Source organism: Streptomyces sp. NPDC031064 (genome assembly GCF_055570965.1).
The window spans coordinates 190423-204816 of sequence record NZ_JBVIGF010000003.1 but is presented as its reverse complement, the minus strand read 5'-3'; the positions used below and the strand labels follow the sequence as shown (position 1 = coordinate 204816).

At 72.9% G+C, this 14394-nt stretch carries 15 protein-coding genes; 11 read left to right on the top strand and 4 right to left on the bottom strand.

From position 1 onward, the window contains the following. Positions 1 to 7 precede the first annotated feature (7 nt). Together ACZ46W_RS11915 and ACZ46W_RS11910 are read left to right on the top strand one after the other, a co-directional pair. The gene (locus tag ACZ46W_RS11915) at positions 8 to 451 is read left to right on the top strand and encodes a CBS domain-containing protein (protein ID WP_468335249.1); all 444 of its coding nucleotides are present in this window, start codon (positions 8 to 10) and stop codon (positions 449 to 451) included. A 45-nt stretch (positions 452 to 496) separates the two neighbouring features. Then, a complete protein-coding gene (locus ACZ46W_RS11910) occupies positions 497 to 868 on the top strand; it encodes a hypothetical protein (protein ID WP_468335246.1) in 372 nt (123 codons plus the stop codon). 18 nt (positions 869 to 886) lie between these two features. Here ACZ46W_RS11910 and ACZ46W_RS11905 read toward each other — a convergent pair whose 3' ends face one another. Next, positions 887 to 1546 carry a pirin family protein gene (locus tag ACZ46W_RS11905; RefSeq protein ID WP_468336947.1) on the bottom strand — a complete coding sequence of 220 codons (660 nt, stop codon included), beginning with the start codon at positions 1544 to 1546 and terminating at the stop codon, positions 887 to 889. Between the two features lie 99 nt (positions 1547 to 1645). Here ACZ46W_RS11905 and ACZ46W_RS11900 point away from each other — a divergent pair, with 99 nt between their 5' ends. From ACZ46W_RS11900 to fabF, 5 genes are all read left to right on the top strand, one after another. Further along, positions 1646 to 2848 (top strand): PucR family transcriptional regulator, encoded by a 1203-nt coding sequence (locus tag ACZ46W_RS11900; RefSeq protein ID WP_468335243.1) that lies wholly within the window; start codon positions 1646 to 1648, stop codon positions 2846 to 2848. A gap of 90 nt (positions 2849 to 2938) precedes the next feature. Then, positions 2939 to 3862, top strand: coding sequence for an ACP S-malonyltransferase (locus ACZ46W_RS11895; protein WP_468335240.1), 924 nt, complete (start codon positions 2939 to 2941; stop codon positions 3860 to 3862). Between the two features lie 16 nt (positions 3863 to 3878). Continuing rightward, positions 3879 to 4880, top strand: a complete 1002-nt coding sequence (locus ACZ46W_RS11890) for a ketoacyl-ACP synthase III (RefSeq protein ID WP_366129395.1) — start codon at positions 3879 to 3881, stop codon at positions 4878 to 4880. An 81-nt stretch (positions 4881 to 4961) separates the two neighbouring features. Further along, positions 4962 to 5210: an acyl carrier protein gene (locus ACZ46W_RS11885; protein ID WP_018486956.1), complete on the top strand. Its 249-nt coding sequence runs from the start codon at positions 4962 to 4964 to the stop codon at positions 5208 to 5210. A 67-nt stretch (positions 5211 to 5277) separates the two neighbouring features. Next, positions 5278 to 6540 carry a beta-ketoacyl-ACP synthase II gene (fabF, locus tag ACZ46W_RS11880; protein ID WP_468335237.1) on the top strand — a complete coding sequence of 421 codons (1263 nt, stop codon included), beginning with the start codon at positions 5278 to 5280 and terminating at the stop codon, positions 6538 to 6540. 130 nt (positions 6541 to 6670) lie between these two features. Here the strand turns inward: fabF and ACZ46W_RS11875 are convergent, their stop codons facing one another. Continuing rightward, positions 6671 to 7165, bottom strand: a complete 495-nt coding sequence (locus ACZ46W_RS11875) for a DUF3145 domain-containing protein (RefSeq protein ID WP_366129397.1) — start codon at positions 7163 to 7165, stop codon at positions 6671 to 6673. Positions 7166 to 7414: 249 nt separating this feature from the next. Between ACZ46W_RS11875 and ACZ46W_RS11870 the strand changes: the two genes are divergently transcribed. Together ACZ46W_RS11870 and ACZ46W_RS11865 are read left to right on the top strand one after the other, a co-directional pair. Next, a complete protein-coding gene (locus ACZ46W_RS11870) occupies positions 7415 to 8320 on the top strand; it encodes a GDSL-type esterase/lipase family protein (RefSeq protein WP_468335235.1) in 906 nt (301 codons plus the stop codon). Further along, positions 8317 to 9252, top strand: a complete 936-nt coding sequence (locus ACZ46W_RS11865; RefSeq protein WP_468335232.1) for an aldose epimerase family protein — start codon at positions 8317 to 8319, stop codon at positions 9250 to 9252. The genes ACZ46W_RS11870 and ACZ46W_RS11865 overlap by 4 nt, the downstream gene beginning before the upstream one ends. Here the strand turns inward: ACZ46W_RS11865 and ACZ46W_RS11860 are convergent. Beyond that, on the bottom strand, positions 9249 to 11696 hold the full coding sequence (locus tag ACZ46W_RS11860) for a beta-glucosidase (RefSeq protein ID WP_468335229.1): 2448 nt from the start codon (positions 11694 to 11696) through the stop codon (positions 9249 to 9251). The two genes, ACZ46W_RS11865 and ACZ46W_RS11860, sit on opposite strands and share 4 nt — an antisense overlap. A gap of 108 nt (positions 11697 to 11804) precedes the next feature. Here ACZ46W_RS11860 and ACZ46W_RS11855 point away from each other — a divergent pair, with 108 nt between their 5' ends. Together ACZ46W_RS11855 and ACZ46W_RS11850 are read left to right on the top strand one after the other, a co-directional pair. Beyond that, positions 11805 to 12374: a TetR/AcrR family transcriptional regulator gene (locus tag ACZ46W_RS11855; protein ID WP_468335226.1), complete on the top strand. Its 570-nt coding sequence runs from the start codon at positions 11805 to 11807 to the stop codon at positions 12372 to 12374. A gap of 65 nt (positions 12375 to 12439) precedes the next feature. Further along, positions 12440 to 13621, top strand: coding sequence for a pyroglutamyl peptidase (locus ACZ46W_RS11850; protein WP_468336944.1), 1182 nt, complete (start codon positions 12440 to 12442; stop codon positions 13619 to 13621). 1 nt (position 13622) lies between these two features. On the opposite strand, the gene ACZ46W_RS11845 is transcribed toward ACZ46W_RS11850, so the two are convergent. Continuing rightward, positions 13623 to 14381 carry a class I SAM-dependent methyltransferase gene (locus ACZ46W_RS11845; RefSeq protein ID WP_468335222.1) on the bottom strand — a complete coding sequence of 253 codons (759 nt, stop codon included), beginning with the start codon at positions 14379 to 14381 and terminating at the stop codon, positions 13623 to 13625. Between the last annotated feature and the right edge of the window lie 13 nt (positions 14382 to 14394).

Below are 14394 nucleotides of genomic sequence, written 5' to 3'. Positions count from 1 at the left end.
GAAGTCCTTGACACCGTTTCAGACTCTGGTCCGGGAAGCGAACGGCACGGGCCTGACCGCCCGTGACGCCATGGACGCGCCCGGGCCCCAGGTCGACGACCACATGATGGTCGACGTGGCGCTGTCCGTACTCATCAGCGCGCGCGTCGACCACCTGCTCCTCCAGGACGAGGCGGGCCGCTGCTCGGGCCTGGTCACCCGGGCCGAACTGGCCGCCCACCGGGGCGGCTCCTGGTATGCCGACCGCACCCGGCTGCGCGACATCCCCCTCGACCGGGGGCCGTTCACCGACTCGGCGGCGCACCTCGACGACGCGGAGTCCGCCATGCGGGTCCGTGCGCTGGACGTGTCCCCCCTGGTCGACGAACACGGCTACACCCTGGGCATCCTGGCCCTCCCCCCGCTCCGGACGGCGGCGGCGCCGCTGGGCGCCACGGCGGCCCGCGGATGACCTCGGGGGCACGGAAGGGCGAGCCGGATTCTAGAATCAACACCCATGTCGCATCCTGACGAACTGCTCGTCGACATCGCCGCCACGGTGGAGTCGGAGCACACCACTCAGATGTCCCTCACCGTCGTGGTCCACGGAGCCGTCATCACGGGCCGGCTGGCGCCCGAGTCCGTATGGCGGCAGCGGGTGGCCGAGGTCCTGAGGGACTCGGACCGGCTCGGTCCGTTCGCCGGCACCTTCGCGCCGCCCGGGGGCGCCGGGTCCCGGCCGGCCGGGGCGCCCACGCATCTGCACTTCCACGTCGCCAGAATCCTCCAGGGTCCGGTGGGCATCCCGGAGACGGGCGGGATGTACCGGATCGCCATCAAGGACGTGAGCGCCTGGACGGTGGGGGACTTCAGCTACTCCGACCAGTGAGCGGCCGGCGCCGCCGTATCAGGCGCTCATCTCCCACACCAGCACCTCGGCCGGCCCGAGCGCGACCAGTTCCAGGCCCGCCGCGCCGGTGATCCGGGCCGCGTCGCCGGGGCCCAGCTCGTCGTCGGCGAGCCGGACCGCGCCACGGACGACGTGGACGTACACGAAGGCGGCGTCCGGGACGGCGATCCGCTCGCCGGCACCCGCCGGGCGGCGGACGTGGAACATCGCGCCCGCGGCCGGCAGGGCGTACGGTGTCGCGTCCGCGATGCCCCGGACGACCTCGTAGGACGGGTCGCCGCCGGGCTCCTTGGGGGCCAGCCACATCTGGACGAAGACCAGCGGGGCGTCGCCGTCGTTGCGTTCCTCGTGCCGGACGCCGGCGGCGGCGCTGAGGTGTTGTACGTCACCCGGGCCGATCCGTGAGGTGTGCCCGGCGGAGTCGCGGTGCGTGAGCTCGCCCTCGACGACCCAGGTGACGATCTCGGTGTGGCTGTGCGGGTGCTCGTCGAACCCCGAGCCGGGGGCGAGCCGCTCCTCGTTGCAGGCCAGGATGGCGCCGAACCGGAGGTTGTCGGGGTCGTAGAAGCGGCCGAAGGAGAAGGCGTGCAGGGTCTCGATCCCGGCCGTCGCCTCACCGCCGCGGTAGCGCTCGGCGGCCCGTCGCACGGACCACACCGGGCCGCCCGTCGTGGGTCGCGGGGCGGCCGCCGCCCCGTCTGGATGCCATGAACTCACGGGACCACCGTAGACCCGGCGCCGCACCCGGCCGCCGCGATGAGGCAGTCTTGTCCCGTGCCTGAACCCGCAGCGAACGACGCCCACCCCCATGCCGCGACCCTGAAGCGCCTGGAGCAGTCCTCCGGACGGCTCGCGGCGAGCGCCATTGCCCGCATGGACGAGACGCTGCCCTGGTACCGGGCGATGCCGCCGGAGAACCGGTCGTGGATCGGTCTGGTCGCCCAGGCCGGTATCGCCGCGTTCACCGAGTGGTTCCGGCATCCGGAGACCCCGCAGGCGATCTCGACCGACGTCTTCGGGACGGCTCCGCGCGAGCTGACCCGGGCGATCACGCTGCGCCAGACCGTGGAGATGGTCCGCACGACGATCGAGGTCATGGAGTCGGCGATCGAGGAGGTCGCCGCCCCCGGCGACGAGTCGGTGCTGCGCGAGGCGCTGCTGGTGTACGCGCGGGAGATCGCCTTCGCGACGGCCCAGGTGTACGCGCAGGCCGCCGAGGCGCGCGGTGCCTGGGACGCCCGGCTGGAGTCGCTGGTGGTGAACGCGGTGCTGTCCGGCGAGGCCGACGAGGGCGCCGTCTCGCGGGCCGCCGCACTCGGCTGGAATTCGCCGGAGCACGTGTGCGTGATCCTGGGCACGGCCCCGGACGGCGACAGCGAGCTGACGGTGGAGGCGATCCGGCGGGCGGCCCGGCACGCCAAGCTCCAGGTCCTGACCGGGGTGCTGGGCGACCGGCTGGTCGTGATCGCGGGCGGCAGCGACAACCCGCTGCACGTCGCCAAGGCGCTGATCGGCCCGTACGCGGCCGGGCCGGTCGTCGCGGGGCCGATCGTGCCGGACCTGCTGGCGGCGACCCGGTCCGCGCAGGCCGCGGCGGCGGGCCTGAAGGCCTGCTCGGCCTGGCAGGACGCGCCGCGCCCGGTACTGGCGGACGATCTCCTGCCGGAGCGCGCGATCGCCGGTGACCCGTCGGCGCGCGAGCAGTTGGTGGAGGAGATCTACAGACCGCTGGAGGAGGCGGGCTCGGCGCTGCTGGAGACGCTGAGCGTCTACCTGGAGCAGGCGAGCAGTCTGGAGGGCGCGGCCCGGATGCTCTTCGTGCATCCCAACACCGTGCGCTACCGGCTCCGACGTGTGACCGACGTCACCGGATGGTCACCCTCCGATGTTCGTTCCGCGTTCACGCTGCGGATCGCGCTGATCCTGGGGCGTCTGGCCGACGGAGATCCCCAGTCCTAGACTTTTTGTCGAACGTCAACAATTCCCCTGACGGTTCTTCGTCCCTGTCCCCACGGGCGGTGGGAGCCGTCCACAAGAGAGAGTGTGAGGGTGCTCGTACTCGTCGCTCCCGGCCAAGGCGCTCAGACGCCCGGCTTCCTGACTCCCTGGCTCGACCTCCCCGGCGCCTCCGACCGCGTCGCCGCGTGGTCCGACGCCATCGGGCTCGACCTCGTCCACTACGGCACCAAGGCCGACGAGGACGCGATCCGCGACACGGCGGTGGCCCAGCCGCTGCTGGTCGCGGCCGGCCTGCTGTCCGCGTCGGCGCTCGGCGATGTGACCCCCGGCGCCGTCGCCGGCCACAGCGTCGGTGAGATCACGGCGGCCGCGTTCGCCGGTGTCCTCGACGACACGGCCGCGCTCGGCTTCGTACGGACGCGCGGCCTGGCGATGGCCGAGGCCGCCGCCGTCACCGAGACCGGCATGTCGGCGCTGCTCGGCGGCGAGCCGGAGGTCACCGTCCCGCACCTGGAGCAACTGGGCCTGACCCCGGCGAACGTGAACGGCGCCGGCCAGATCGTCGCCGCCGGCACCATGGAGCAGTTGGCCGCCCTGGCGGAGGACAAGCCCGAGGGCGTGCGCCGCGTGGTGCCGCTCAAGGTCGCCGGCGCGTTCCACACGCACCACATGGCGCCCGCGGTCGCCACGCTCCAGAAGGCCGCCGACGGCCTGACGGTCGCCGACCCCACCGTGACGTACGTCTCCAACAAGGACGGCGAGACCGTCGCCACGGGCGCCGACGTCGTCGCCCGCCTGGTGGGGCAGGTCGCCAACCCCGTCCGCTGGGACCTGTGCATGGAAACGTTCCAGCGGCTCGGCGCCACCGCCCTGGTCGAGGTGTGCCCCGGCGGCACGCTCACCGGCATCGCCAAGCGCGCCCTGAAGGGTGTCAAGACGCTCGCGCTGAAGACGCCGGACGACCTCGACGCGGCCCGCGCGCTCATCGCCGAGCACGCGGCGCCCGCCGCCTGACAAGGAGCCATAGAGCATGGCGAAGATCAAGCCCAGCCAGGGCGCCCCGTACGCGCGGATCATGGGTGTGGGCGGCTACCGGCCCACCCGTGTCGTGCCCAACGAGGTGATCCTGGAGACGATCGACTCGTCCGACGAGTGGATCCGCTCGCGCTCCGGCATCGCCACCCGCCACTGGGCCTCCCCCGAGGAGACCGTGACCGCGATGTCGGTCGAGGCGGCCGGCAAGGCCATCGCGGACGCCGGGATCACGCCCGAGCAGATCGGCGGTGTGATCGTGTCCACCGTCTCGCACTTCAAGCAGACCCCGGCCGTCGCCACCGAGATCGCGGACAAGATCGGCGCGAACAAGCCGGCCGCGTTCGACATCTCGGCGGGCTGCGCCGGCTTCGGTTACGGCCTGACGCTCGCCAAGGGCATGGTGGTCGAGGGTTCGGCAGAGCACGTCCTCGTCATCGGCGTGGAGCGGCTCAGCGACCTGACCGACCTGGAGGACCGCGCGACGGCCTTCCTCTTCGGTGACGGCGCGGGCGCCGTCGTCGTCGGCCCCGCGAAGGAGCCGGCGATCGGCCCGACCGTGTGGGGCTCCGAGGGCGACAAGTCCGAGACCATCAAGCAGACCGTCGCCTGGACCGACTACCGCGACGGCACGGTCGAGAAGTTCCCCGCCATCACGCAGGAGGGCCAGGCGGTGTTCCGCTGGGCCGTCTTCGAGATGGCGAAGGTCGCCCAGCAGGCCCTGGACGCGGCCGGCATCACGGCGGCCGACCTGGACGTCTTCATCCCGCACCAGGCCAACATGCGGATCATCGACTCGATGGTGAAGACTCTGAAGCTGCCGGAGCACGTCACGGTCGCCCGTGACGTCGAGACGACCGGCAACACCTCGGCCGCCTCGATTCCGCTCGCGATGGAGCGGCTCCTGGCGACCGGTCAGGCGAAGAGCGGTGACACCGCGCTCGTCATCGGCTTCGGGGCGGGTCTCGTGTACGCCGCGACGGTCGTTACCCTCCCCTAGGCACCGTTCGGGTCTTCCCGGACGACCAGCCTCAAAACCCTCTGAGAAACACCTCTGAGATACACACCGAAGGAGCGCCACATGGCCGCCACTCAGGAAGAGATCGTCGCCGGTCTCGCCGAAATCGTGAACGAGATCGCCGGCATCCCGGTCGAGGACGTCCAGTTGGACAAGTCCTTCACCGACGACCTGGACGTCGACTCGCTCTCCATGGTCGAGGTCGTCGTCGCCGCCGAAGAGCGCTTCGACGTCAAGATCCCGGACGAGGACGTCAAGAACCTCAAGACGGTCGGCGACGCTGCCGACTACATCCTGAAGCACCAGGGCTGATCGGATCGCCACCCGGCGGTGGCGCCGCATTCCCCGCATACCTCATAGACGTGGAGAAAGAATTCCTGTGAACTCGACCAATCGCACCGTGGTCGTCACCGGTATCGGCGCAACCACACCGCTGGGTGGCGACTCCGCCGCGACCTGGGAAGGTCTGCTGGCGGGACGCTCCGGCGTCAAGCCCCTCGACGGCGACCGCTACGCCGACATGCCCGTCCGCATCGCGGCCCCCGTGGCCGTCGACCCGGCCGAGATCCTGCCGCGCCCGCTGGCCCGCCGCCTGGACCGCTCGGCGCAGTTCGCCGTGATCGCGGCCCGTGAGGCGTGGGCGGACGCGGGCTTCACCGCGCCGGCGGGCGAGGACGCGGCGATCGACCCCGACCGGCTCGGCACCGTCATCGCCTCCGGCATCGGCGGCGTGACGACCCTGCTCGACCAGTACGACGTGCTGAAGGAGAAGGGCGTACGCCGCGTCTCCCCGCACACCGTGCCGATGCTGATGCCCAACAGCCCCTCCGCCAACGTCGGCCTGGAGGTGAACGCCCGGGCGGGCGTCCACACCCCGGTCTCGGCGTGCGCGTCGGGCGCCGAGGCGATCGGCTACGCCATCGAGATGATCCGCACCGGCCGCGCCGACGTGGTCGTCGCGGGCGGCACCGAGGCGGCGATCCACCCGCTGCCGGTCGCCGCGTTCGCCAACATGATGGCGATGTCCAAGAACAACGACGAGCCGGAGAAGGCCTCGCGCCCGTACGACAAGGGCCGTGACGGCTTCGTCCTCGGCGAGGGCGCCGGTGTCGTCATCCTGGAGTCCGCCGAGCACGCCGCCGCGCGTGGCGCGAAGGTCTACTGCGAGGCGCTCGGCCAGGGGCTGTCGGCCGACAGCCACCACATCGCCCAGCCGGAGCCGACGGGCCGCGGCATCGCCGCCGCCCTCCAGAACCTGCTGGACACCACCGACCTGAAGCCGGCCGAGGTCGTGCACCTCAACGCCCACGCCACGTCCACCCCACAGGGTGACGTCGCCGAGGTCAAGGCGCTGCGCAAGGTGCTCGGCGACGAGCTGGACCACGTGGCGATCTCGGCCACCAAGTCCATGACCGGCCACCTGCTGGGCGGCGCGGGCGGCATCGAGACCGTCGCCACGGTCCTGGCCCTGCACCACCGCACGGCCCCGCCGACGATCAACGTCGACGAGCTGGACGAGGAGGTCGACGCCGACATCGTCCGCGACGAGCCCCGCGCGCTGCCCGAGGGCACGATCGCCGCGATCAACAACTCGTTCGGCTTCGGCGGCCACAACGTGGTGCTGGCGTTCCGCACGGTGTGACCTCGCGGTCGGCGACCGTGAACGTGAGGCTGGGCCCGCCCCTCGGAGGGGTGGGCCCAGTCCCATGTTCGGGCACTCCGAAGCCTGTGAGGCCCCCTGGGGCCGAGCAGTGCGAGGGGCGCGTGAAGGATCAGACCACCTGGTGGAGCCAGCGGACCGGGGCGCCTTCGCCGGCGTAGCGGAAGGGTTCGAGTTCGTCGTCCCAGGGCTTGCCGAGGAGGCGGGCGATCTCGGCTTCGAGCTGGGTCTCGCCCTGGGCCGAGCGGGCGAGGGCCGCGCGGAGGCGGTCCTCGGGGATCAGGATGTCGCCGTGGATGCCGGTGACCGCGTGGAAGATGCCCAGCTCGGGCGTGGCGCTGTAGCGCTCGCCCTCGGCCGTGGAGCACGGCTCGGCGGTGACCTCGAAGCGGAGCATCTGCCAGCCGCGCAGCGCGGAGGCCAGTTGGGAGGCGGTGCCCGGTTCGCCCTGCCAGGAGAACTCCGCTCTCCACGTGCCCGGGGAGGCCGGCTGCCTGATCCAGTCGAGCTGGACCCGCGCACCGAGCACTCCCGCCACCGCCCATTCGACGTGCGGGCACAGCGCGCGCGGTGCGGAGTGTACGTACAGGACTCCACGTGTCGTCACCGGGACCTCCAGTGTGGGACGAGGTTCGCCTTTCCCAGCGGCCTCAGTAAACAGCATCGGGAGTGAAACTCCGCAAAAGGGACAGCATGTGACGTGATGTAATTTACCGGAGCCGGTTGGCGAAGGCGCCTGACGGTTCGACGGGGAAAAGCTACCGTGCGCCGGGGCGCTTGGGATGACGTACGGTCTGCCCGGGGGACGTTGACACCAAGCTTTCACTCGCCAGGACGCCGACGAAAGGGCTACCGAATGGCTGCCGGCCGACGAGGCCGTATACGAACTCTCGCCGTGTGGACGGCGGCCGCCGCCCTGGTGTCGGGCGCGGCGCTGTCCGGGTGCGAGGCAGCACCGGGGGGCGGGCCGGGCGTGGCGTCGCGCCCCTCCGCGAGCCCCTCCCCCACCCCCAGGCCCAGCCCCGCGTGGGACCCGCGCCCCGCGTCGGTCGCGGCCGTCGGGGACTCCATCACACGCGGGTTCGACGCGTGCGGCGTGCTGGCCGACTGCCCGGAGGTGTCCTGGGCGACCGGCAGCGACGCGCGGGTGAACAGCCTCGCGCGGCGGCTCCTGGGCGCGTCGGCGCTGCCGGCCCGCACCTGGAACCTGGCCCGGTCAGGGGCTCGGATGGCGGAGCTGCCGGGCCAGATGGCGGCGGCGGCCGCGAAGAAGCCGGGCCTGGTGACGGTGCTGGTGGGCGCGAACGACGCCTGCCGCAGCAGCGCCGGGCTGATGACGCCGGTGTCCGCCTTCCGCGCCTCGTTCGAGGAGGCGATGCGCGAGCTGCGCGCGGTGTCGCCGAAGAGCCAGGTGTACGTGTCGAGCGTGCCGGACCTGAAACGGCTCTGGTCGACGGGGCAGGGCAGCGCGCTCGGCAAGCAGGTGTGGCGACTGGGCGTTTGCGCGTCGATGCTGGGTGACGCCGACGACGTGGGCGCGGCGGCCGAGGAGCGGCGCGAGGAGGTGTACGAGCGGGTGGTGGCGTACAACGAGGTGCTCCGGGACGTGTGTGCGAAGGACCGGCTGTGCCGGTACGACGACGGGGCCGTGTTCGACTACCGGTTCACAAGGGCGCAGCTCTCCCCGTGGGACTGGTTCCATCCGAGTACGAACGGCCAGGGACGGCTGGCGGAGATCGCCTACAGGATCATCACCTCATGAGAACTCCATGTGAACCGTGCGGCCGGCTGGCCGACGGGACGGCCGTCCACCGGTGGGTCCTGGAACGGGCCGGGGTACGCGTACGTGTCCTGACGTACGGCGGCATCGTGCAGTCGGTGGAGGTGCCCGACCGGGACGGCGCGGTCGCGAACGTGGTGCTGGGGTACGCCTCGCCGTCCGGGTACGAGGCCGATCCGGGGCCGTACTTCGGGGCGCTGGTGGGGCGGTACGCGAACCGGATAGCGGGCGGGGTGTTCACCCTGGACGGGCGGACCCACCGACTCGCCCGCAACGGCGGCCCGAACAGCCTGCACGGCGGCGAGCGCGGGTTCGACAAGCGGGTGTGGGACGCCGAGGCGGTTGACGGCGGGGTGCGGCTGTCGCGGGTGAGCCCGGACGGCGAGGAGGGCTTCCCCGGGCGGCTGGAGGTCTCCGCCACGTACACGCTGGACGCGTCGGGCGCGCTGCGGATCGCGTACGAGGCGGTGACGGACGCGCCGACGGTGGTGGCCCTGACCAACCACACGTACTGGAACCTGGGCGGCGCGCACGAGATGCGGCTCGCGGCCGGGCACTTCACGCCGCTGGACGAGGCCGCGATCCCGACGGGTGAGATCGCGGAGGTGGACGGCACCCGGCTCGACTTCCGGACGTCGCGCCCCGTCGGCACGGGCCTGGACCACAACTTCGTGCTGGACGCCGGCACCGACGGCCCGGCGGCGGAGCTGTACTCGCCGGTCACCGGGCGGCTGCTGACGGTCCGTACGACCGAACCGGGGCTCCAGGTGTACGCGCCGGACCACCTGGACGGCGTGGCCCTGGAGACCCAGGCGTTCCCCGACTCCCCGAACCGGCCGCAGTTCCCGAGTACGGTCCTGCGGCCGGGCGAGGTGTACGCGTCACAGACCGTGTACGCGTTCGGGGTTCGCTAATCCGTTCCACCGACGGTCAGGGTGGCGCGCAGGCGGGTGTCGGTGAGCGAACGTCCGGCTCGGACCTCGTACCGACCGGGGATCGCCGTCCACGCGCCGGTCTCCTCGTCCCAAATCTCGAAGGCCCTTGCCCGCAGCCCGATCTCGGCCTCCACCGTCTCCCCGGGCCCGGCCTCCACGCTCGCGAAGCCGGCCAGCCAGCGGGCCGGGCGCTCGACGGGGTCGGCCACGGGTGCCACGTAGAGCTGGATGACCTCGCGGCCGGGGCGGGGGCCGGTGTTGCGGACGCGGACGGTGGCGCTCTCCGGGGACAGCTCCAGGGTCTCGTACTCCCAGGTGGTGTAGCCGAGGCCGTGTCCGAAGGGGTACGCGGGGGCGGTGCCGGCCCGGTCCCAGGCGCGGTAGCCGGTGAAGAGCCCCTCGCGGTAGGGGAGTTCGCCGTCCGTAGGGGTGACCTCGGTGACCGGCGCGTCGGCGAGGCGGGCCGGCCAGGTGGTGGGCAGGCGGCCGCCGGGCTCCTCGGCGCCGAGCAGGACGTCGGCGAGGGCGGCGCCGCCCTCCTGGCCGGGGAACCAGCTCAGCAGCACGGCCGCCACGTCCTCGCGCCAGGGCATCTCGACGGGGGAGCCCGCGTTGACGACGACGACGGTGTTCGGGTTGGCGGCGGCGACGGCCCGGACGAGGTCGTCCTGGCGGCCGGGCAGCTTCAGATCGGTGCGGTCGAAGCCCTCGGACTCGACGCGTTCGGTGGTGGCGACCACGACGATCGCGGTGTCGGCGGCGCGGGCGGCCTCGGCGGCCTCGGCGATCAGCTCGTCGGGGTCGCGGCGCGGCCCGAGGTGGACCAGGGAGAACATCACGCCCGGCAGCGGCGCCGCGTGCTCCTGGTCGAGCGGGTGGAGGAGGGACACCTCGACGGGGACGCCCTCGGTGAGGTCGACCTTGCCGCGCTCGGTCGGGGCGCCGAAGAACGCCTCGAAGGGATCGGCCTCGTCGCCCATCTCCTGGACGCCGTCGTAGAGGGTCTCGCCCGCGACGGTCAGGGTGAAGGCGCCCAGGCCGCGCGTGCCGAAGGCGTGCTCGCCGCTCTCGCGGGGCGTGAAGGTGCCAGTGACCTCGACGCTGTGCAGTCGGTCGTAGGTGACGCCCTCGGGCAGGTCGTCGCCGATCCACTGGACCTGGCCGCTGGGCAGGGAGCCCTCGCCGAGGACGGTGCCGTCGGCGTCACGGCAGACGGCGCGCAGCGCGAAGCCCTGGCCGGCGGGGACGAGTTCGTCGCTGGGGTCGGCGCCGATGGCGTACGTCAGCGCGCCGGAGGGGAGCGCGGCGGTGAGGCCGTCGAGCGGGGAGACGGTGTGGTCGGGGAAGACCTGGGCGGAGCCGCCGCCGAGGACGCGGGCGTCGCGGGCGGCGGCGCCGAGCAGGGCGACGGTCCGGCCGGGCGCGAGGGGCAGGGCGTCCTGCTCGTTGCGTACGAGGACGAAGCCGCGGCGGGCGATCTCGCGGGCGAGTGCCTCGCCGTCGACGGGCTCGGGGAGGCTGGTGACGGCCGGCCCGGCGCCGTCGAGGGCGCCGACGCGGGCGGCGAGGTGCAGCACGTTGCGTACGGCTCCGTCGACGGCCGCCTCGTCGACGTGGCCCGAGCGGACGGCGGCGGCGAGGGCCTCGCCGTAGACGGTGCGCGGTCCGGGCATGGCGAGGTCGAGGCCGCCTTCGATGGCGCCCCGGGTGTCGCGGGCGGCCATCCAGTCGGAGACGTTGATGCCGTCGAAGCCCCATTCGCCGCGCAGGACCTCGTTGACCAGGTGGTGGTGCTCGGTCATGGTGCGGCCGTTGACCTGGTTGTAGGCGGTCATGATGCCCCAGGGGCGGGCGTTGTCGACGATCGCCTCGAAGGGGGCGAGGTAGAGCTCGCGCAGCGGCCGAGCGCCGATCGTGTTGTTCACGGTGAAGCGGTCGGTCTCGGCGTCGTTGGCGACGAAGTGCTTGACGGTGGTGCCGACGCCGCCGTCCTGGACGCCCAGGACGTATCCGGTGCCGATCTCGCCGGTGAGGTACGGGTCCTCGCTGTACGCCTCGAAGTGGCGCCCGCCCAGCGGCGAGCGGTGGAGGTTGACGGTGGGGGCGAGGAGGACGTGGACGCCCTTGCGGCGGGCCTCCTGGGCGAGCAGCCGGCCGGCGCGGCGGGCGAGGGCCGGGTCCCAGGTGGCGGCGAGCGCGGTGGGGGACGGCAGGGCGATGGACGGGTCGTCGGCGGTCCAGCGGACGCCGCGTACGCCGATCGGGCCGTCGGACATGACCAGCGACGTCAGGCCGATCTCGGGGAAGGCGGGCAGCGACCACATGTCCTGGCCGGCCAGCAGGCGGGTCTTGGCGTCCAGGTCGAGCTTGCGGAGTGCCGCGTCGACGACCTGCTCGTACCGGGTGTCGGTCGGGTCTGTCACTGTCGTACCTCCGTGTCGGCGTGCGGGGTGTCCATGGTGACGGCACTACCTGTAGACCGGTAGGGTTCGTTATGTTTTCGTGATTTTCACCGATCGGAGTGGGTGAGGATGGCAGCGGCCAGGGCCAGGAGTGAGGAACGACGCGCCGAGATCGTGCGCGCCGCCCTCGAAGTGATCGCCGAGCGCGGCTACCGGGGCGCGTCGCTCGGGGCGGTCGCCGAGCGGGTCGGCCTGACCCAGCAGGGGCTCCTGCACTACTTCCCCACCAAGGAGGCGCTGCTCGTCGCGGTGCTGGAGGAGCGCGACCAGTGGGACACGGGCGGCAGCGGAGCGCGTGAGGGCTGGCGGCTCGACCTGCTGGACTCGCTCGTCGAGTACAACGCGATGCGGCCGGGCATCGTGCAGACCTTCTCGGCGCTGCTCGGCGAGAGCGTGACGGAGGGTCACCCGGCGCGGGAGTTCTTCACCCGCCGCTACGCCCAGGTGCGGGCCGAAATGGCGAACGTCCTGCGGGCCGAGTACGGGGACCGGCTGCCCGGCGGGCTGACGCCCGATGAGGCGGCGCCGCTGATGACGGCCGTGATGGACGGGCTCCAGTACCAGTGGCTGCTCGACCCGGACGCGGTGGACATGCCGGCCGCCTTCCGGGACTTTCTGCGGCTGTTGGGGGCGCGGTAGCGTTCCGGGACCCTACGGAAGGACTGCCGCTCGTGTCCCGGATACGGTTGCGTACGACCCTCGTTGTGGCACTCGCCGCGCTGACGTTGTCCACGGTCCCCGCCCAGGCGGCGCCCACCGTCGAGGAGGCCCGCCTCGACAGAGCCGTACCGCAGGAGCTCCTCCGCCGCAGCGGATTCGACACGGTGGCACCCGAGTTCGCCGCCGCGCTGGAGGGCGCCGGGTCCTACGCGGCGGCCGAGCGGGCCGTCCGGCGGCACGCGTCGCGGCTGTGGCAGCGGGCGGTGGACCGGGCGCAGGGGCGGGGGCCGGCGCGGGGCGACCTCGCCCGGGACGACGACCGGCCGCTGTACTGGGCACGGCTGGCCATGACCCGTGAACTGCGCGCCTGGGAGCCCGACTTCACCCTGTCGCCGGAGGCGCGGGCCCGGCTGCTGGACCGGCTGGAGACCTCCTCGCGCGGCCAGGACGCCATCCGCTACCCGGTCGGCAAGGGCGTCAAGCGGGTGCTGATGACCGGGTTCGACCCGTTCACCCTCGACCGGGACGTCCGGATCAGCAACCCGTCGGGCGCGGCGGCCCTGGCGCTGGACGGGACGCTGATCCGCACGGCGGACGGGCACCTCGCCCGGGTGGAGACGGCGGTGTTCCCGGTGCGCTGGGCGGACTTCGCGGACGGCGAGGTGGAGCGCACCCTGGCGCCGCACCTGCCGCGCGTGGACGCCTTCACAACGGTGAGCCAGGGCCGGGTCGGCCGCTTCGACATCGAGCGCTTCAACGGGGCCTGGCGCGGCGGGTTCGGCGACAACGAGAACGTCTCCGAGAAGGGCCTCGTACCGGTCGCCGACCCGGCGACGCAGCCGCAGTGGACGGCGACGTCCCTGCCGTACGCGAAGATCGTGGCGGCGGACACTGGCCGGTTCCCGGTCTACGACAACACGTCGGTGACCGAGGTCCCGGCGGGCGGCACGGCCCCGGTGGTCCGCCCCGACGGCCCGACGCCCGGCTCGGCGGCCCGCGCGGGCGGCGGCGGGGACTACCTGTCCAACGAGATCGCCTACCGCGCCACGCTGCTGCGCGACCGGCTCGGCCTGCCGGACCTGCCGGGCGGGCATGTGCACACGCCGGTGCTCCAGTTCGGCGCGGGCAACACGGACGCGGTGACCGACCCGGACTTCCTCCGCAACCGGGCGGACATCACGTCCCAGGTCAGGGCCGTCATCGCGGTGGCGGCCGCGGGCCGGTAGCTCAGCGCACGGCGGCCAGGATGTGGCTGTGGCCGTACTGCCACACCACGCCGACGTGCTCGAACCCGGCCTCCCGCAGCAGGTCCGCGTGGCTGGTGATGGTCAGGTCGTTGCCCTCGCAGCGCGGGTGCCGGTGGCTCCCGCGCTGTGCGAGGAAGCGTGCCAGCTCCGGGTCGGACGCCGCGCCCGACCACCAGGACTCCCAGTCGTCGTGGCTGAGCGTCTTGTGCCGTTCGGCGTGCCGGCGCCCGATGTCCTGGGCCAGCTCGGAGACCTTCGCCGAGTCCGGGCTGATGTGGTCGCCGTTGACCAGCACGCCTCCGGGGCGCAGCCGTTCGGCCAGCTCCCGGTACACCCGGGTGAGGGTGTGGCGGTCCAGGTAGTGCAGGGCCGTCGTGGACACCGCCGCGTCCACCGGGCGGTCCAGGGCGAGCGCGTCGAGCCAGCCCGGCTCGCCGATCATCGCCTCGACGTGGCGCAGCGACGCCGAGCCGTAGTACGCGCTGCCCAGCTCCAGCAGGAGCGGGTCGCCGTCGACGGCCAGCACCTCGGCGTCCGGGAGGCGGCCGGCCAGCCGCGCCGCCAGGGAGCCCGGCCCGCTCCCGAGGTCCAGGACGAGCGGCGCCGCCTGGCCGCGCGTCACGTGCTCGACCACGTCCGCGATGACGGTGAAGCTCTCCTCGCGGTCGACCGCGTACCGCTGCTGCTGGTCCTCCCAGCGCTCCACCCATCGCGCGGCCGTCACCGCGTTCACACCCATGGCCGCTCGTGTC

Excerpts from the sequence above, each read along its gene's own strand:
- ACZ46W_RS11885 (WP_018486956.1), top strand. The coding sequence starts at position 4,962 with ATGGCCGCCACTCAGGAAGAGATCGTCGCCGGTCTCGCCGAAATCGTG.
- ACZ46W_RS11870 (WP_468335235.1), top strand. The coding sequence starts at position 7,415 with ATGGCTGCCGGCCGACGAGGCCGTATACGAACTCTCGCCGTGTGGACG.
- ACZ46W_RS11845 (WP_468335222.1), bottom strand. The coding sequence starts at position 14,381 with ATGGGTGTGAACGCGGTGACGGCCGCGCGATGGGTGGAGCGCTGGGAG.
- ACZ46W_RS11855 (WP_468335226.1), top strand. The coding sequence starts at position 11,805 with ATGGCAGCGGCCAGGGCCAGGAGTGAGGAACGACGCGCCGAGATCGTG.
- ACZ46W_RS11890 (WP_366129395.1), top strand. The coding sequence starts at position 3,879 with ATGGCGAAGATCAAGCCCAGCCAGGGCGCCCCGTACGCGCGGATCATG.
- ACZ46W_RS11910 (WP_468335246.1), top strand. The coding sequence starts at position 497 with ATGTCGCATCCTGACGAACTGCTCGTCGACATCGCCGCCACGGTGGAG.
- ACZ46W_RS11900 (WP_468335243.1), top strand. The coding sequence starts at position 1,646 with ATGAGGCAGTCTTGTCCCGTGCCTGAACCCGCAGCGAACGACGCCCAC.
- ACZ46W_RS11865 (WP_468335232.1), top strand. The coding sequence starts at position 8,317 with ATGAGAACTCCATGTGAACCGTGCGGCCGGCTGGCCGACGGGACGGCC.